Origin of the sequence: Pseudomonas sp. Leaf59 (assembly GCF_920984685.1) — a bacterium.
In the GTDB taxonomy this organism is placed as follows: Bacteria; Pseudomonadota; Gammaproteobacteria; order Pseudomonadales; family Pseudomonadaceae; genus Aquipseudomonas.
Window position 1 is genome coordinate 35,866 of record NZ_CAKLBR010000011.1, and the last position, 16,959, is coordinate 52,824.

Consider the following 16,959-nt stretch of genomic DNA (forward strand, 5'->3'; position numbering starts at 1 on the left):
ACAACAATCAAATGTGGGAGGGGGCTTGCTCCCTCCCACTTTTTGACCCGGTACAGGCTCAGATCAGTGCCCGGAAGCCTGCGGCCCGGCCTTGGCGCCGAATGGCGGCTTGGCCAGCCACACCAGCAACATCAACGCCACGAACAGCCAGCCCATCAGCGTGAAGTAATCCACGGTGGACATCATGTACGCCTGGCTGGTGACGACCTGGTCGAGTTGCGCATAGGCTTTCTGCCCTGCCCCGCCAAGCGCCTGCAGCGCATCGCGGGTGGCCGGGTCGTAGGTGTTGATGTTCTCGCTCATGTAGGCATGGTGCTGGTCCGCTCGGCGAATCCAGATCCAGGTGGTGAGCGAGGCCGCAAAGCTGCCGCCCAGGGTGCGCAGGAAGGTCGCAAGCCCCGCGCCGTCGGCAATCTGACTCGGTGGCAGGTCGGACATCAGGATGGTCAGGGTCGGCATGAAGAACAGCGCCACGCCAATACCCATGAACAACTGCACCAGCGCGATATGCGTGAAGTCCACCTCACTGGTGAAGCCCGCACGCATGAAACAGCTCAACCCCATGGCCAGGAACGATAGCGCCGCCAGCAGACGCAGGTCGAACTTGTTCGCGTACTTGCCCACGAACGGCGACATCAGCACCGGCAGAATGCCAATCGGCGCCACCGCCAGACCCGCCCAGGTGGCGGTGTAGCCCATCTGGGTCTGCAACCACTGCGGCAGGATCAGGTTGATGCCGAAGAAGGCAGCATATCCCCCGATCAACACGATGGTGCCGATCCGAAAGTTGCGGTAGGCAAACAGCCGCAGGTTGACCACCGGGTGCTTGTCGGTCATTTCCCAGATCACGAAAAACGCCAGGGCAACCGCCGAGATCACCGAGCCGATGATGATGAAGTCCGATTCGAACCAGTCCAGGTTATTGCCCTTGTCGAGGATGACCTGCAAGGCGCCGACCCCGACGATCAAACTCAGCAGACCGATGTAATCCATCGGCTGGTAACTGGTTTCCACTGGACGCTTCTTCAACTGGGAACGCACCACCATCACCGCAAAGACGCCAATCGGCACGTTGATAAAGAAGATCCACGGCCAGCTGTAGCTGTCGGTGATCCAGCCGCCAAGGATGGGCCCGGCAATCGGCGCCACCACCGTCACCATCGCCAGTAACGCGAGGGCCATGCCCCGCCTGGCGGGTGGATAAACCGCAATCAGCAAGGTCTGGGTCATCGGGTACAACGGCCCCGCGACCAGCCCCTGCACCACACGAAACGCGATCAGCTCGGGCATCGAGGTGGAAATGCCACACATAAACGAGGCCAGCACAAACAGCATGGTCGCCCACAAAAACAGCTTCACCTCGCCAAAGCGCCGGCTCAACCAGCCGGTGAGCGGCAAGGCAATCGCATTGCTCACCGCAAACGAGGTGATCACCCAGGTGCCCTGCTCCGAACTCACGCCAAGGTTGCCGGAGATGGTCGGCAGTGCCACGTTGGCGATGGTGGTGTCGAGCACCTGCATGAAGGTCGCCAGCGACAGGCCAATGGTGGCCATCAGCAGGCTGGGCGGCGTGAAGGAGGCGTTATTGCTCATCAGCGTTGCGCTGCCTTGGGAGCGGCGACGCTGTTGTCATGGATCAACTGACTGATCATGGCATCGGCTTCGGCCAATTGGCGGTCATACACATTGGTGGTGAACGTCGCCTTTTGCGGCGCCTGCTGCGCCAGCACCGGACCGCTCTTGTCGTGCAGGTCGACATTGACCACGGTGCTCAAGCCCACACGCAGCGGATGCTGGGCCAGCTCTTCGGCGTTGATATGAATGCGCACCGGCACCCGTTGCACGATCTTGATCCAGTTGCCGGTGGCGTTCTGCGCCGGTAGCAGGGCGAACGCGCTGCCAGTGCCGGCGCCGAGGCTGTCGACGGTGCCGCTGTATTTGACGTCGCTGCCATAGATATCCGACTCGATGTCCACTGGCTGGCCGATGCGCATGTCGCGCAGCTGGGTTTCCTTGAAGTTGGCATCGATCCACAGCTGGTTCAGCGGGATCACCGCCATCAACGCGGTGCCGGGCTGCACGCGCTGGCCCAGTTGCACGGTGCGCTTGGCCACATAGCCGGTGACCGGCGCGATCAAGGTGCTGCGCGCATTGCTCAGGTAGGCCTGGCGCAGTTGCGCAGCGGCGGTCTGCACATCCGGGTGGGAGGAAATCACCGTGTCGTCCACCAGGGCATTGCTGGTCTTGAGCTGTTGCTCGAGGTTGGTCAGGGCATTTTTCGCGGCGGTCAGGCTGTCACGGGCGTGGGACAGCTCTTCCTGGGAAATCGCCCCACCCTGGGCCAAGGTCTTGCGACGGTTGTAGTTGTCCTGGGCGGTTTGCACGTCGGCCTTCTGCGCGTTGACCTGGGCTTTCATGCCATCGACATTGCTGTACAAGCCGCGCACCTGGCGCACGGTGCGGGCCAGGTTGGCCTGGGCACTTTGCAAACCGACGGCGGCGTCGTTGGGGTCGAAGTTGATCAGCACCTGGCCTTCGTGGACCAGGTCGCCATCGTCGGCGCCGATGCTGACCACGGTGCCGGTGACCAGCGGGGTGATTTCCACCACGTTGCCGTTTACATAGGCGTCGTCGGTGCTTTCATTGAAGCGCCCGTAAAACTCATACCAGCCCCACACGCCCAGGGCGCCGAGGATGACGATCAGCGCCAGGCCGACCAGCATGATCCTGCGTTTGCGCGGGTTGCTGTCGGTTTTGGGTTGCTCTGTTGCGTTGCTGTTTTCGGCAGTGGCCATGACAAATACCTCACATTATTCCGTGCGTGCAGCGGGGGTGGTCGACGCAACGTCTGCGGCGCTGTAGCCGCCACCCAGGGCCTGCATCAATTGAATCGACAGATCGATCTGCGCAGCCTTCAGGCTGGCCAGTTGGCGTTGGGCCTGGAGCAGTTGCTGCTCGATGCTCAGCACATCCAGGTAATTCCCGATGCCTGAGCTGTAACGTTGCAGCCCGGTGTCGTAGGACTGCCGGGCGATGTCCGCCGCGTGTTGCTGGGCCTGGATCTGCCGCGCGGTGTCACGCAGTTGCGCGAGCGTGCTGCCGATATCGCCCAGGGCCTGCACCAGGGTTTTGTTGTACTGAGCCAAGGCCAGGTCGTAATCGGCGTCGCGCGCATCGAGGTCGGCGCGCAGGCGGCCGCCGTCGAAGATCGGCAGCGAGATCGTCGGCGCAATGTTGAAGAAGCGGCTGGCCGAACCGAACATCGCATCACCCAGCAACGACTCGGCCCCGGCGCTCGCGCTCAGGTTGAGGTTGGGGTAGAAGCGCGTCTTGCTGGCGGCAATGTCCTTGCTCGCAGCTTCGACGCGCCAGCGCGCGGCGATCAGGTCGGGGCGACGACCCAGCAGCTCGGCAGGCAGCACCGAAGGCACCGCCACGGCGGCGGGTTGCAGCACTGCGGGACGGGCCAGTTCATTGCCACGATCCGGACCTTTGCCGAGTAACACCGCGAGGGCGATTCTGGCGCTCTGCAGCTGTTTTTCCGCATCGATCAGTTGCGACTGGCTACTGGCTTCCAGGCTTTCGGTTTGCTGGTACTGGTACTGGCTGTCGATCCCGGAGTTCAGGCGGCGCTGACTCAGGTCGAGCATCTGGCGGGTGCGCTTGAGGTCGTCATTGGCCAGGTCACGCACGATATGCGCCTGGCCCAGGTCGCTGTAGGCCTTGGCGACGTTGGCGGCGAGGGTCAGACGCGCGGCCTGCTGGTCGACTTCGGCGGCTCGGGCCTGCCCCAACGCGGCTTCCCAGGCGGCACGCTGGCCACCCCACAGGTCGAAGGTGTAATTGAAGCTGGCGCCGATGTTGCGCACGGTCGAATAGGCATCGCCCTCGCCGCGCGGGTCCTGGTCCCGGGCCAGCCGCGACCGGCTCACACCGGCGCTGGCATCTACGGTGGGCAGGCGCGCAGCGTTGGCCGCATAGGCGGCCGCTTCGGCCTGATGGGCGCGGGCGCTGGCCACTTGCATGTCCGGACTGTTGCGCAGGGCTTCCTGGATCAGGCCGTCCAGCTGCGGGTCGCCGAGGCTCTTCCACCAGTCGGGCGCCGGCCAGGCCGCACTCGAGAGCGTCACCCCAGCGAGGGACTTGCCGGTTTGCAGGGTGTTGGCGTCGAGGCGCCGACCCTGGGTGTCGAGGCCGCTGTAGTTGGCGCAACCGGCCATGCTCACGGCCACCAGCACCAGGCATAACGCACGTGTGTTCATTCTGTACCTACCCGCTGGATGACGATGGCGTCACCCGCTGCAACGAGGATTTTCTTGAGGATTTTTTCCAGGGTCTGCAGCTCGCCGGGCTCCAGGGCGCCGGCCAACTCGTTCATCGACTGCGCGCCGATGTGCGGCAGCATGTCCGCCAGGCGCTGGCCTTCTTCGGTGAGCACCAGCCGCACCTGGCGCCGGTCCTGCTCGGAACGCTGGCGCACCAGCAGGCCCTTTTGTTCGAGGCGGTCGAGCATGCGGGTCATCGAGCCGCTGTCCAGCGACAGGTTGCGACACAGCTCGGCCGGGGTGTCGACGTCGAACTGGGCAATGATGATCAACACCTTGAACTGCGCGGCAGTGACGCCGTGGGGTTCCATATGGGTGTCGATGATGCGGTCCTTGAGCAACGCCGCCCGTCCCAGCAACAAGCCGAGATGACAGTGGCGAAAGCTGTCAGGGGTGAAATGGGTCATCGGAAGTCACCTTATTACTGCCTAGGCAGCGAATGTGTGACGAGATGTTACTGCTTAGGCAGCGAATGTCAAATGGAATTATTAGCTTGCTTGGTATCTAGCTGAGATATGGCTGAAATGCCATCAACCATAAAAAGGGGGTTTGCGTCCGATGGCGGTGTGTCAGCCGCAGATAAGCTGACTGATACACCGCTATCGGGAGCAAGCCCCCTCCCACCGTTTCTGATTGAGTGATGGTTTAAAAATCGCGTTTGTAGAAGATGTCCAGCGAGCTGGCCACGCCGGTCGCCACTTCCAGGTAAACCTTTTTGCTCAGCAGGTAGCGCAAGGCGATGGTATTGGCCGGTTCGAACACCCCTACCCCGTAACGCAGGCTCAGCTTCTCGTTGATCTTGCCGCTGGCGACCACGGCGGTCTTGTTGCCGGCGCCCTGGGTGTCGAGATCAAAATCCTGGATGCCCAGCTTGTTGGCAATGTCGGTGGTGACCCCCGAGCTGCCCATCAAGCCCAGGCCCAGCGCCGCTTCGGCGAGCATGTTGTTGTCTTCACCGTTGTTGGTACGCGAACGCCCCAGCACCAGATACGACAGCGCATCCTCCTGGGCCATGGCCGGCTCGGAGAAGATCTGCGTGGTTGGCTGCTCGGCGCTGCCGCTCAGGCGAATACCGGCCGTCACCGTTCGCGAGGCCTCGGTGGTGACGCGCACCGCTTCGATGTCCAGGAACGGTTGGTCCAGGGGCCCGGCGAACAACAATCGCGCACGCCGCACATTGAGGCGCTGCCCGTAAGCGCGGTAGCGACCGTCGTTGAGCCACAGCTCGCCGCGGGTGTCCATGTTGTCACCGATATGCACATGGCCCTGCACCTTGGCGGTGAGGCCGAAGCCGGCGAAGTTGAGCTTGTCTTCACCAACCTCCACATCGATATCCATGGCCATTGCCATCGGCGCCTTGCCCTCTTCAGTCTGGCTGCCGACGATCACCGTGTCATCGGAGACCTTGACCGTGGACGGCGGCAACTCACGCACGGTGATGTCGCCACGCGGGATACGGACCTTGCCAGCAACCGCCAGCTTGTCGTTCTTGAGGCTGATCTTCAGGTCGGGCGCCACTTCCAGCACGGCGTAAGGCTCGACCGTCACCGGCAACTGCGAACCCGTGAGGCTGAGGTCGGCCGCCAGCGCCTGGCCCCAGTCGATCTGTCCCTTGAGGCTGCCCTGCCCAGCCTTGCCACTGCGCCAGCCGCCGTTGAGTTGCACGCTTTCGCCAGCGATCAGCGCTTGCACGTTGAGGTCCTGGAGGCTGAGGGGCAGCTCCGGCCCGGAGATTTCGCCGCCCACCAGATTGACGCTGCCGTTGACCAGGGGCGCAAGCAAACCGCCGGAAATGCGCCCGGTGCCGTTGAGCTTGCCGGTGAGCGTTTCCACCATCGGCACAAATGGCCGCGCCACCGCCAGGTCCAGGCCGGTGAGGCTGAAGTTGCCGGTGATCGGCTTGTTGGCGGGCAATGGATTGATCTGTGCCTGCAACAACAGCTCGCCCAGTTTGCCGCCACGGAAATTCAGCTGGGTGTCGATGCGCTTGGGATTGAGGGTGGTTTCCAGCTTGAGGGTGTCATAGGGAAAATCCAGCCACTGGGCCTTGTCCTTGACACGCAAGGTGCCGCCGCTGGCGTCCACCGAGACCACGCCCTTCGGGCCGCTCTCTGGAAGATCGAGCTGCACGTCGGCGTTGAGCCTGCCCTGCCAGGCAAAATCCTTGGGCAAAAACGCCGCCAGGCTGTCGATCGGGAATTGCTTGAGGTGGTAGCGCAGCTTGGGCTCGGGCATCAGGCGCTGGTCTTCACCGCACAGGCTGGCGCCTCCGGAGACCCAGCAATGGGCGGCGAACGTCAGTTTGCCATCCGCCAGACGCTCGATCCGGGCCGGGGCCTGCAGCCGCCAGTCCTGGCCACCGGCTTGCACGTCGCCGCTGGCCAGCCGCCCGCGCCAGTTGCCTTTGTCGAGGTTGCCGTCCAGCGCGAGCGCCAGCTTGACCAGCGGGCCGGCGAGGTCCAACTGGACTTTCTGGTTCTTGATATCACCCTGGGCACTGGCGGTGAGTGTGCCCACCTGGGTCTCGCCGCTTTGAATGCCACTGCCCTTGAGGTCGATCTTCGCACGCTGGGCGTTATCCAGGGTGGCGTCGAGGCTGAGGTTTTGCAGGTGATTGTCGGCAAACGCCAGTTGTTGGCCCTTGAGGCCAAGCTTGCCTTGCGGCGCCTTCAAGGTGCCAGCCACGTCGAGCCGGCCGTTGACCTGGCCGCGCAGTTGCGGCCACAACTGGGCCAGGCGCGCCAGCTTGATGTCGATCTGGCCGGCCAAACGCTGTTGCAGGCTGCCGCTGCCGTTGATGCGATTGTCGCCCAGGCGCAGATCCAGGTTGGCGAGGGTCCATTGCTCGCCCGCGCCTTCGGCCTTGGCGGCGAACACGGCGGTTTGCCCGCGCAGTTGGCCCTTGAGATTGAGGTCGGCGTCGAGCTTGAGTTGATCGTTCCTGAACTCACCCTTGCTGCGCAAGGGCCCGGCCAGGGTGCCAGGCAATTCAGCCACCCAGTACGCGGGGTTCAGCGCCGACAGATCCAGCGCCGTGTCCCAGGCGATACCCTCGGCGAACTGCAGATTCAGATGGCCTGCGGCCTTGCCCTGGCCTGCGGTGAGTTTCAGCTCGGGCAGGAACACCTGCTTGAGATCGCCACTGAACGGCGTGACCACCGTGAACTTGCCCGCCGGGCCGTCGAGATCGGCTTTGAGGTTGCCCAGGTAGTTGCCGTCTTTATAGGAGATTTCGCCGTTGAAGGTGTGCAAGGTGACCTGCGGCTCGTCAATCAGCGGGTAAAGGCGATGCCAGGGGAAGTCGAGCCAGTCGATTTTGGCGTCGGCGCTGAAGCCTCGCTGCCAATCCAGGTTGGCGCTGAGCTTGAGGTTCTGTTTGTCGCCGGCGTTCAGATCAAGACCGGCGATCTGCGCGCCCCTGGCGTCGACCCTGCCTTGCAGCAGAAGATCCACCGGGCCTTTTTCCGCAGGCAATACGGCTTTGCCAAGCAATTGGTAACCGCTTTTCAGGTCGCCCCTGGCAGTGACATCCAGTTGATTGAGTTGCAGAGTCGCGGGCAGATCAGCGCTGGGCTTGAAGCTGTCCGCGGTGATGCGCACCTGTGCCGGCAGGTTCTCTTCCAGCGGTTGCAGCTCGCCGGTGAGCCTGGCTGGCAGGTAACCACTGCTGTCGGCATCGAGCTTAAGGGTTTTGAGCAGGTCGCCTTCGACCTTCAGCGCAACCGTCCACGGCGCGCCACCGGGCGCGTACGGCAGGCTGAGGTTGCCGCTAGCGTTCAGCGGCCAGTCGCCGACAGGTTGCAGCAGGCCAGCGAGGTCGAGCACCAGGCCATCGCGCTCCAGGTGCACCGAGTCGATACGCATGCCTGCGGCGGTCCAGTGCGCCGCCAACTGCAGGCCCTTGAGTTGCTCGCTGCCGTTGAACAGCAGGCTGCCGACGTGCACCTCACCGAGTTGAATCGCCAAGGGCAGCTTCAGATCCGGCAACGCGACGGGCCCGCTGCTCGCTTCGCCGCTCGGTGCAAATTGCAGGTTGACCTGCTCCACATCCAGCCGCTCGATGCACAGGGTCATGCGCAAAAGGCAGGCCGGCGACCAGACCAGAGTCGGCGCATCCAGCTCGACGCGGCTGGAGCCCTGCTGCCACAGCAGATGATCGGCGCTCCACTGCCCGCCCAAGCGGCCCTGGAAATTCTCCACGCTCAACCCCGGTACCTGGCCCAGCACCCAGCGGCTACCGGCCTGCGTACCCAGCACCGTCCACAGCGCCAGCAACAACAAGGCGAGGACAGCGATCAACGCCAGCCCCGCTATTTTCAAACCACGCATCACAGCTCAGGCCCCATGGAAAAGTGCAGTCGGATGCCGCCCGGGTCTTCCAGGGCATGGGCCAGGTCGAGACGGATCGGACCTACCGGAGAGACCCAGCGTACGCCGACGCCGACACCGGTTTTAAGGCTCGGCATGTCCAGGGTATTGAACGAGTTGCCCTGGTCGATGAAGGTTGCGATCCGCCATTTTTCGGCGATGGAATATTGGTACTCGGCGCTCAGGGCCACCATGTAACGGCCACCGATACGGTCGCCACGGTCGTTCTCCGGCGACAGGGTCTGGTACTCGTAACCCCGCACGCTCTGGTCGCCACCGGCGAAGAAACGCAAGGACGGCGGCACGGACTGGTAGCCGTTGGTGGCACTGCCGCCGAACTGCGCACGGCCGAGGAAACGGTGGTTGTCCCACAGGGTGGTCAAGCCCTTGATCGTCGCGGTGCCGTAAAGCAGGTTGGTGTCCGAACCCAGGCCTTCCTTGGCAACCTTGGCATCGAAGGCCAGGCGATAACCGTTATGCGGGTCGATGCGGTTGTCGCTGCGCAAGTAGGAATAGTTGATACCCGGCATCACCAGGTTGCTCAGGCCCGAGTCGTTGCCCAGGCGGTATTCTTCACGCTGGTATTTGAGCGAGATCACGCGGGTCCAGCCGCTGGGCAATTTGCTGTGCCACTCGGGGCCGACGGTGAGCAATTTACTCAGGGCGTCGGTGTTGGCGATTTCCTCATTCTGGTAGCCGCCGGCGAAGCGAAGCTTGTCGGTGAGCGGCGGGTCGAGCGGCACGTCGTACCACAGGCCAACGTTCTGCCGTGGCGCCGACAGCTCCGCCTCCCAGCCATAGCTGTGACCCTGGGGGTTGACCCAATGGCGCGTCCAGTTGGCCTTGCCGCGCGGGCCGACGTCGGTGGAGTAGCCAAGGCCCAGGCCCATGGTGCGTGGCTTGCGGGTTTCCAGTTGCACGGCCACCGGGATCACGTCGTCTTTGGCGCCGGCGGGGGTCGCATCCACCCGCACGCCTTCGAAGAAGCCGCTGGCTTGCAGGTTCTGGTTGAGCTCGGCGATGAGTTCGGAGTCGTACGGCGTGCCACTCTTGAACGGCACCATGCGTTGCAGCAGGTCTTCGTCGAACGGCGTATCACCGGTAAAGCTGACCTTGCCCATGCTGTAGCGCGGGCCGCTGTCGTAGACCAGGTCGATATCGGCCACGCCCGCCTTCGGGTCTACCGAGAGGGTCTGGCGGGTAAAGCGGCCACTGAAAAAACCGTAGCGCGAGGCCTGGTTCTGGATCAGGCGCTTGGCGTCTTCGTAATGTCCGTGGTTGAGCACCGCGCCGGACTTGAGGTCGTCGCTGGCAGGCAGGCGAAAGGCCTTGAGGCTCGCAGCCTGGCCATCGACCCGAATGGTCACGTTGCGCAAATGCACCGGCTCGCCGGGGTCGATGGTGAGGATCAGGCGCGGGTTCTTGCCGCCCTTCACGTCACTGGCGATCTGCGACTGATAGAAGCCCAACGCCTGAGCGGCTTTGCGCGCCTGCTCTTCGGCACCGCGACTGAACCGCAGCAAGGCTTCTTCGTCACGATCGCCAACCCCGCCGATATAGCCTTCGATGTTGGCTTTCAACGCGTCGTTTGAGGGCTTGATCCGCACGTCCAATTCGCTCTGCGCCCATGCGCCACAGCTTGTGAACAGCAGGACCAGGCTGCTGGTAAATCTTCCTGGAAGCTTCATAGGCGCGGATGCTACATGAGCGAGAGGGAGTCTTTGAACCCGGATTTTTCTGAAAAAATCTGTCTCAAACCGTTACAGCCCGCAAAGACTGGGGGTTGGCATGAAAGAACACATGCTCCAGGACGGGTCCTACGGCAACTTCACCGATTTCCTCGTAGCCCTGACGTTCAAGGAACGCCAGGTAGCGTGAATTACCGGTGTCGAGCACCACGCCCGAGGAATGCGGGTCGTCGGCACACCAGTTGTGCACCGCTTCAAGCAACTGCTCGCCATAGTGCTGGCCCTGGAATTGCGGGTGAACGCCCAGCAGCGGTAATACATGCACCGAATCGGTGGGCAGGCACGCCAGCACCGCGTGGTGGTAATCCAGATAACGTCGGGTGCCGCGCACGCCGGTGCTCAGCCACATGCGAATTTGCCAGGCCCAGCTCTCGGTGATACCCAGGCGCCGTTGCGGCGGCGCGATCAGGGCGATGCCGATCATCTTGTCATCAACAAACAGCCCAATGGCCGGGAGCTTCTGGAAGAAATGTTGCTTGACCAGCTCACGCACCGTGGCGCGCACCCGCAATTCATAGCCGGTGCGCTGCGCTTCGAAAATATAGGCGAAGGTCGGCTCATGGCGATAAGCCTGGTACAGCAGCGCGCGGGCCTCGCGGGAATAGCCGCTGTTGAGCACGCGGATCTGGGCAGTGGCGGTTGAAGTGTCAAGCATGCAGTCAATCTCCCTGGGCGCCACTCGAAAGGCGGCGTTCATAGGGTTACGAACCTGCGGCGCAGCAGTCGTTCCAAGACATTGGCAACGCAGATGCCCTGTCCCCACGCTGGCCCCGGCCGGACTTGTCGGCTAGCATCGCCCTTTTTGCCAGACCGGATTGTCGACCATGAAAATCGTCTCCTTCAATATCAACGGGCTGCGCGCCCGCCCTCATCAGTTGGCGGCGCTGATCGACAAGCACCAACCCGACGTCATCGGCCTTCAGGAAACCAAGGTTCACGATGACCAGTTCCCCCTGGCCGAGGTGCAGGCGCTGGGCTACCACGTGTACTACCACGGTCAGAAAGGTCATTACGGCGTGGCCTTGCTGTCGCGCAAGGAAGCCTTGAGCGTGCACAAAGGCTTCGACAGTGATGAAGAGGACGCCCAGCGCCGTTTCATCTGGGGCACGTTCGCCGATGAAAACGGCCAACCGGTCACGGTCATGAACGGCTATTTCCCCCAGGGCGAAAGCCGTGACCACCCGACCAAGTTCCCCGCCAAGCAGCGCTTCTATGAGGACTTGCAACAATTGCTGGAAAGCCGGTTCAGCAACGAGCAGCCGCTGGTGGTGATGGGCGACGTGAATATCTCCCCGCAGGACTGCGACATCGGCATCGGCGCCGACAATGCCAAGCGCTGGCTGAAAACCGGCAAGTGCAGCTTCCTGCCGGAAGAACGCGAATGGATGGCCCGCCTGAAAAACTGGGGCCTGGTGGACAGTTTCCGGCACCTCTATCCGGACGTGACCGACCGCTTCAGCTGGTTCGATTACCGCAGCCGCGGGTTTGAGGACGAGCCCAAGCGCGGGCTGCGGATTGACGTGATCATGGCGTCCAATGGGCTGCTGCCAAGGGTCAAGGATGCCGGCGTGGACTACGACCTGCGTGGATTGGAGAAGCCGTCGGACCATGCACCGATCTGGCTCGAATTGAGCTGAACCCCTGACGGTCTTCGACCTGGCGCTGTCACGCAGCAAACTGGAACCTCCGTGGCGAGCGGGCTTGTCCTGCGTTGGGCTGCGCAGCAGCCCCAAAACCAGGCGCTGAGCCGTATCAGGTACACCGCGTTTTGCCCGATTGGGGGCGCTTCGCACCCCAACGCGGGGCAAGCCCGCTCGCCACAATAAGCCCACAAGCGCAGATTCCCTGTGGCGAGCAGGCTTGTCCTGCGTTGGGCTGCGCAGCAGCCCCGAAGCCAGGCGCTGAGCCGTATCAGGTACACCGCGTTTTGCTCGATTGGGGGCGCTTCGCACCCCAACGCGGGGCAAGCCCGCTCGCCACAATAAGCCCACAAGAGCAGATTCCCTGTGGCGAGCAGGCTTGTCCTGCGTTGGGCTGCGCAGCAGCCCCAAAGCCAGGCGCTGCAGTTGCTGAAAAAACTCATTTGATAAGAGGCGGCAGCCCCCTCCCACACTCATTCCTGGCGCCGCTTGACGGGCGCGTCTCGGTCATATTTCTGCAAACTCTCTGACTTAATCTCGTCGCACTCTCTTTGAAGGTGCCGGCATGATGCTGCGCGTTCTGTTTATTTTGACCCTTTTCCCTCTGATTGCCGTGTCGGCGCAACTGCCCGTACCCGAGCACGGCCCTGCCCTGCGCATTCAGGGCTCCAATACCATCGGCGCAGCGCTGGGCCCGGCTTTGGTGAAGGGCTTGCTGGAGCACGAGGGCGTGCAACGGGTGCACATCGAATCGGGCGACGGACCAAACGAGCAGCGCGTAGTCGGCAAGACGCGCCAGGGCAGGAGCGTGACCATCGAGGTGGCGGCCCATGGCTCCAGCACCGGCTTTGCCGCGCTGAAAAAAGCCAGCGCAGACCTCGCGGCAGCGTCCCGCCCGATCAAGGACAGCGAGCTGGTGGACCTTGAGCCACTGGGCGACCTGAAAAGCCCCGAAGCCGAACAGGTGATCGCCATCGATGGCCTGGCCATCATCGTTAACCCGCTCAACCCGCTGAACACCCTCGACACCGAACAACTGGCGCAGCTCTTCAACGGCGAGGTCAGCACCTGGGAAGCACTGGGCGGCGTCGGCGGGCCTGTTCATGTGTATGCGCGAGATGACCAGTCCGGCACCTACGACACGTTCAAGGAGCTGGTGCTGAACCGGCGCGGCAAACCGCTGGCTTCAAGCGCCCGGCGTTTCGAGTCCAGCGAAGCATTGTCCGATGCAGTCAGCCGCGATCCCCAGGGCATCGGCTTTATCGGCCTGCCCTACATACGCCAGGCCAAGGCGGTGGCGATTGCCGATGGCGATTCACAACCGATGTTGCCGCTCAATAGCTTGATCGCCACCGAAGATTACCCGCTGTCGCGGCGCCTGTTCTTTTACCTGCCGCCGACGAGCCACAACCCGTGGGCCCGGGCGCTGGTGGACTTTGCCCAGAGCAGCCAGGGCCAGGCAATCGTCGCGGCCAACGGTTTTATTGCCCAGCAGGTGCAGGCCATTGGCGTGCAACCGCGTGCATCGATGCCGGCGGACTATCAAGCGATTGCCCGCGATGCCCAGCGCCTGAGCGTCAATTTTCGTTTCGAGGAAGGCAGCGCCAGCCTGGACACCAAGGCGCGCCAGGATGTGCTGCGGGTGGTGGACTATCTGAAAAGCCACGGCAAGCTCGACAAGCAGGTGACGCTGGTGGGATTTGGCGATGCCAAGAATGATCCCCAGCGCGCAGCGTTGCTGTCGAAGTTGCGGGCGATGGCGGTGCGCAGGGAACTGGTCAAGAGCGGCGTGGTGCTGCGCGATATTCGCGGGTTTGGCGCGCAGATGCCGGTGGCGGCGAATACGGCGGATGAGGGGCGGATCAAGAATCGGCGGGTGGAGGTCTGGGTGTACTGAGGCTGGAGTTTGGGGTTGTCAGGACGGGCCTCATCGGGAGCAAGCCCCTCCACATTTGCACTGTATTCACAATTCAAAATGTGCGAGGGGGCTTGCTCCCGATTGCAGGCGACGCAGTGCTACTGCCCGCCGCGCATCATCTCCCTGGGCACATACTTGCCAATCTCGAACTTGCCGATCGCCGCGCGGTGCACTTCATCCGGGCCATCGGCCAGGCGCAGGGTGCGTTGCATGGCGTACATGTAGGCCAACGGGAAATCATTGGAAACGCCGGCACCGCCGTGCATCTGAATCGCGCGGTCGATCACCTTCAGCGCCACGTTCGGCGCGACCACCTTGATCTGCGCGATCTCGCTTTTCGCTACTTTATTGCCCACGGTGTCCATCATGTACGCGGCCTTCAGGGTCAGCAGGCGCGCCATGTCGATTTCCATGCGTGAGTCGGCGATCTTGTCGATGTTGCCACCCAGGCGTGCCAACGGCTTGCCGAATGCGGTGCGGCTGACCGAACGTTTGCACATCAGTTCCAGCGCGCGTTCGGCCATGCCCACCGAGCGCATGCAATGGTGAATACGGCCGGGGCCGAGGCGCCCCTGGGCGATCTCGAAGCCACGGCCTTCGCCAAGCAGGACGTTTTCGTAGGGCACCCGTACGTTGTCGAACAGCACTTCGGCGTGACCGTGGGGCGCGTCGTCGTAGCCGAACACCGGCAGCGGGCGGAGGATTTTCACACCGGGTGTGTCCACCGGCACCAGGATCATCGAATGCTGCTGGTGACGCGGCGCGTCCGGGTTGCTCAGGCCCATGAAGATGAGGATCTTGCAGCGCGGGTCGCAGGCGCCGGAGGTCCACCACTTTTTGCCGTTGATGACCCACTCATCGCCCTGGCGCTCGGCACGGGCGGCCATGTTGGTGGCATCGGACGAAGCCACGTCCGGCTCGGTCATGGCGAAGGCCGAACGGATCTCGCCGCGCAGCAGCGGTTCGAGCCAGCGCTGTTTCTGTTCTTCGTTGGCATAGCGCACCAGCACTTCCATATTGCCGGTGTCGGGGGCCGAGCAGTTGAACGGCTCCGGCCCCAGCAGCGAGCGGCCCATGATTTCGGCCAGCGGCGCGTATTCCAGATTGGTGAGGCCGGCGCCGAGTTCGGACTCGGGCAGAAACAGGTTCCACAGGCCTTCGGCTTTGGCGCGGGCCTTGAGTTCTTCCATGATCGCTGTGGGCTGCCAGCGGTCGCCTTCGCTGACCTGGCGTTCAAACACCGGCTCGGCCGGGTAGACGTAAGCGTCCATGAATGCAGTGACGCGTTCACGCAGTTCCTGAACCTTGGGCGAATAGGCGAAATCCATGGGCAGCTCCCTTCTCTGAGAGGTTGTTTAGGTCATGAATTCGATGCTAGAACAGCGCTGATAATTTACCTAGCCTATTCTCGGCGTGTATTAACATTCATCACCGATATATGATCAGCCTATCGGCACCTAACAATAAGAGCGCAACGCAATGAATCTGAGCAAGGTCGACCTGAACCTCTTCATCGTCTTTGATGCGATCTACACCGAAGCCAACCTGACGCGCGCCGGGCAGATCGTCGGCATTACGCAACCGGCGGTGTCCAACGCGCTGGCCCGCCTGCGCGAGACCTTCAACGACCCGCTGTTCGTGCGCACTGCCCAGGGCATGGTGCCTACGCCGATGGCGCAGAACATCATCGGCCCGGTGCGCAATGCGCTGTCGTTGCTGCGGGTATCGGTGCAGGAAAGCCGGATTTTCAATCCTCAACAGGCGGCCAAGACCTATCGCATCAGCATGACCGACCTCACCGAGGCGGTGATTCTGCCGCTGCTGTTCCAGCGCCTGCGCCGGCTGGCACCCACGGTGGTGATCGAAAGTTTCCTGTCCAAGCGCCGCGAGACCACCAAGGAACTGGCGGCCGGGCGCCTGGATTTTGCCGTGGACGCACCGCTCAACACCGACCCGCAGGTGCGTCACGTCAAGCTGATGGAAGACCGCTACGTGTGCGCCATGCGCAAGGGCCATCCGCTGGCGGGCAAGGACAAGCTCAGCCTGGATGATTACCTGTCGCTGACCCACATTCATATCTCCAGTCGCCGCAACGGCCTGGGCCATGTCGACCTGGCCCTGGGCAAGATGGGCATCCAGCGCAAGATCGCGCTGCGTTCCCAGCATTACCTGATGGCCTCGCAGGTGCTGCAGCAGACCGACATGGTCATGACCGTGCCCGAGCGCTTCGCCCGCCGCCACGAACTGCACTGGGTCAACCTGCCGGTGAACGACGTGCCGCCCGTGGAAACCCATTTGTACTGGCATGAAAGCACCGACCAGGACCCGGCCAACCGCTGGATGCGCGAGCAGATGATCGAGCTGTGCCAGCAGGTGACGGCCCATGAGAAGAAGCTCGATGGCAAGCAGGCTTGACCTTTGACTGAGCGGGCTTGCCGGGGTTGTCGTGGTGGCGAGCCCGCTCGCCACGGCAAGATGAAAGCCATGGGATGTTATTGACGTTTACGTCAACCAGCCATTAGCTTAGCGCCAAGCCATCCGCCGAGCGCCGCCATGAGCACCACCTACAGCATCTCCGACCTCGCCCGCGAGCTCGACATCACCACCCGCGCCATTCGCTTTTATGAAGAGCAAGGCCTGCTGACCCCAGAGCGTCGGGGCCAGGAGCGTATCTACTCAGCGCGGGACAAGGTCAGCCTCAAGCTGATTCTGCGCGGCAAGCGCATCGGTTTCTCCCTGGCCGAATGCCGCGAGCTGATCGAACTCTACGATCCCACCAGCGGCAACCACATCCAGCTCAACAGCATGCTGGCCAAGATCGCCGAGCGGCGTGAACAGCTGGAACAGCAACTGCTGGACATCGAACAGATGAAGCTGGAACTGGACACCGCCGAAGAACGCTGCACTCAAGCCCTGGCCCACACCATGAGCCAGTCTGGCCATTGAACAGAAGGTAATCC

12 protein-coding genes are annotated in these 16,959 nt (G+C 62.8%); 4 read left to right on the forward strand and 8 right to left on the reverse strand.

Features of this window, described 5'->3' with window-relative positions; all coding sequences use genetic code 11:
* Positions 1-63 precede the first annotated feature (63 nt).
* The 7 genes from LUB09_RS13785 to LUB09_RS13815 form a co-directional block, all read right to left on the reverse strand.
* Positions 64-1,593, reverse strand: a complete 1,530-nt coding sequence (locus LUB09_RS13785) for a DHA2 family efflux MFS transporter permease subunit (protein WP_231422823.1) — start codon at positions 1,591-1,593, stop codon at positions 64-66.
* Positions 1,593-2,795 carry an HlyD family secretion protein gene (locus LUB09_RS13790; RefSeq protein ID WP_209982931.1) on the reverse strand — a complete coding sequence of 401 codons (1,203 nt, stop codon included), beginning with the start codon at positions 2,793-2,795 and terminating at the stop codon, positions 1,593-1,595. Before LUB09_RS13790 ends, LUB09_RS13785 begins: the two co-directional genes overlap by 1 nt.
* 15 nt (positions 2,796-2,810) lie before the next feature.
* Positions 2,811-4,262, reverse strand: a complete 1,452-nt coding sequence (locus LUB09_RS13795) for an efflux transporter outer membrane subunit (RefSeq protein ID WP_231422824.1) — start codon at positions 4,260-4,262, stop codon at positions 2,811-2,813.
* Positions 4,259-4,732, reverse strand: a complete 474-nt coding sequence (locus LUB09_RS13800) for a MarR family winged helix-turn-helix transcriptional regulator (RefSeq protein WP_209982935.1) — start codon at positions 4,730-4,732, stop codon at positions 4,259-4,261. Before LUB09_RS13800 ends, LUB09_RS13795 begins: the two co-directional genes overlap by 4 nt.
* Positions 4,733-4,970: 238 nt before the next feature.
* Positions 4,971-8,654 (reverse strand): translocation/assembly module TamB domain-containing protein, encoded by a 3,684-nt coding sequence (locus LUB09_RS13805; RefSeq protein ID WP_231422825.1) that lies wholly within the window; start codon positions 8,652-8,654, stop codon positions 4,971-4,973.
* Entirely contained in the window at positions 8,654-10,381 is a 1,728-nt protein-coding gene (locus tag LUB09_RS13810) for an autotransporter assembly complex protein TamA (protein WP_231422826.1), read from the reverse strand. The genes LUB09_RS13805 and LUB09_RS13810 overlap by 1 nt, the downstream gene beginning before the upstream one ends.
* Before the next feature lie 64 nt (positions 10,382-10,445).
* The gene (locus tag LUB09_RS13815; RefSeq protein WP_231422827.1) at positions 10,446-11,096 is read right to left on the reverse strand and encodes a GNAT family N-acetyltransferase; all 651 of its coding nucleotides are present in this window, start codon (positions 11,094-11,096) and stop codon (positions 10,446-10,448) included.
* Positions 11,097-11,265: 169 nt separating this feature from the next.
* Here LUB09_RS13815 and xthA point away from each other — a divergent pair, with 169 nt between their 5' ends.
* A complete protein-coding gene (gene xthA, locus LUB09_RS13820) occupies positions 11,266-12,078 on the forward strand; it encodes an exodeoxyribonuclease III (RefSeq protein ID WP_231422828.1) in 813 nt (270 codons plus the stop codon).
* A 568-nt stretch (positions 12,079-12,646) separates the two neighbouring features.
* Positions 12,647-13,978 carry a substrate-binding domain-containing protein gene (locus LUB09_RS13825; RefSeq protein WP_231422829.1) on the forward strand — a complete coding sequence of 444 codons (1,332 nt, stop codon included), beginning with the start codon at positions 12,647-12,649 and terminating at the stop codon, positions 13,976-13,978.
* A 119-nt stretch (positions 13,979-14,097) separates the two neighbouring features.
* On the opposite strand, the gene LUB09_RS13830 is transcribed toward LUB09_RS13825, so the two are convergent.
* Positions 14,098-15,327 carry an acyl-CoA dehydrogenase gene (locus LUB09_RS13830; protein ID WP_057007562.1) on the reverse strand — a complete coding sequence of 410 codons (1,230 nt, stop codon included), beginning with the start codon at positions 15,325-15,327 and terminating at the stop codon, positions 14,098-14,100.
* Positions 15,328-15,478: 151 nt separating this feature from the next.
* On the opposite strand from LUB09_RS13830, the gene LUB09_RS13835 reads away from it, so the two are divergent.
* Both LUB09_RS13835 and LUB09_RS13840 read left to right on the forward strand, forming a co-directional pair.
* Positions 15,479-16,414 carry a LysR family transcriptional regulator gene (locus tag LUB09_RS13835; RefSeq protein WP_003238359.1) on the forward strand — a complete coding sequence of 312 codons (936 nt, stop codon included), beginning with the start codon at positions 15,479-15,481 and terminating at the stop codon, positions 16,412-16,414.
* Positions 16,415-16,552: 138 nt separating this feature from the next.
* Positions 16,553-16,945 carry a MerR family transcriptional regulator gene (locus LUB09_RS13840; protein ID WP_209982947.1) on the forward strand — a complete coding sequence of 131 codons (393 nt, stop codon included), beginning with the start codon at positions 16,553-16,555 and terminating at the stop codon, positions 16,943-16,945.
* The last annotated feature ends 14 nt before the right edge of the window (positions 16,946-16,959 follow it).

Bases quoted from the DNA above. Each gene is read 5' to 3' on its own strand.
- LUB09_RS13785 (WP_231422823.1), bottom strand. From the start codon at position 1,593: ATGAGCAATAACGCCTCCTTCACGCCGCCCAGCCTGCTGATGGCCACC.
- LUB09_RS13790 (WP_209982931.1), bottom strand. From the start codon at position 2,795: ATGGCCACTGCCGAAAACAGCAACGCAACAGAGCAACCCAAAACCGAC.
- LUB09_RS13795 (WP_231422824.1), bottom strand. From the start codon at position 4,262: ATGAACACACGTGCGTTATGCCTGGTGCTGGTGGCCGTGAGCATGGCC.
- LUB09_RS13800 (WP_209982935.1), bottom strand. From the start codon at position 4,732: ATGACCCATTTCACCCCTGACAGCTTTCGCCACTGTCATCTCGGCTTG.
- LUB09_RS13805 (WP_231422825.1), bottom strand. From the start codon at position 8,654: ATGCGTGGTTTGAAAATAGCGGGGCTGGCGTTGATCGCTGTCCTCGCC.
- LUB09_RS13810 (WP_231422826.1), bottom strand. From the start codon at position 10,381: ATGAAGCTTCCAGGAAGATTTACCAGCAGCCTGGTCCTGCTGTTCACA.
- LUB09_RS13815 (WP_231422827.1), bottom strand. From the start codon at position 11,096: ATGCTTGACACTTCAACCGCCACTGCCCAGATCCGCGTGCTCAACAGC.
- xthA (WP_231422828.1), top strand. From the start codon at position 11,266: ATGAAAATCGTCTCCTTCAATATCAACGGGCTGCGCGCCCGCCCTCAT.
- LUB09_RS13825 (WP_231422829.1), top strand. From the start codon at position 12,647: ATGATGCTGCGCGTTCTGTTTATTTTGACCCTTTTCCCTCTGATTGCC.
- LUB09_RS13830 (WP_057007562.1), bottom strand. From the start codon at position 15,327: ATGGATTTCGCCTATTCGCCCAAGGTTCAGGAACTGCGTGAACGCGTC.
- LUB09_RS13835 (WP_003238359.1), top strand. From the start codon at position 15,479: ATGAATCTGAGCAAGGTCGACCTGAACCTCTTCATCGTCTTTGATGCG.
- LUB09_RS13840 (WP_209982947.1), top strand. From the start codon at position 16,553: ATGAGCACCACCTACAGCATCTCCGACCTCGCCCGCGAGCTCGACATC.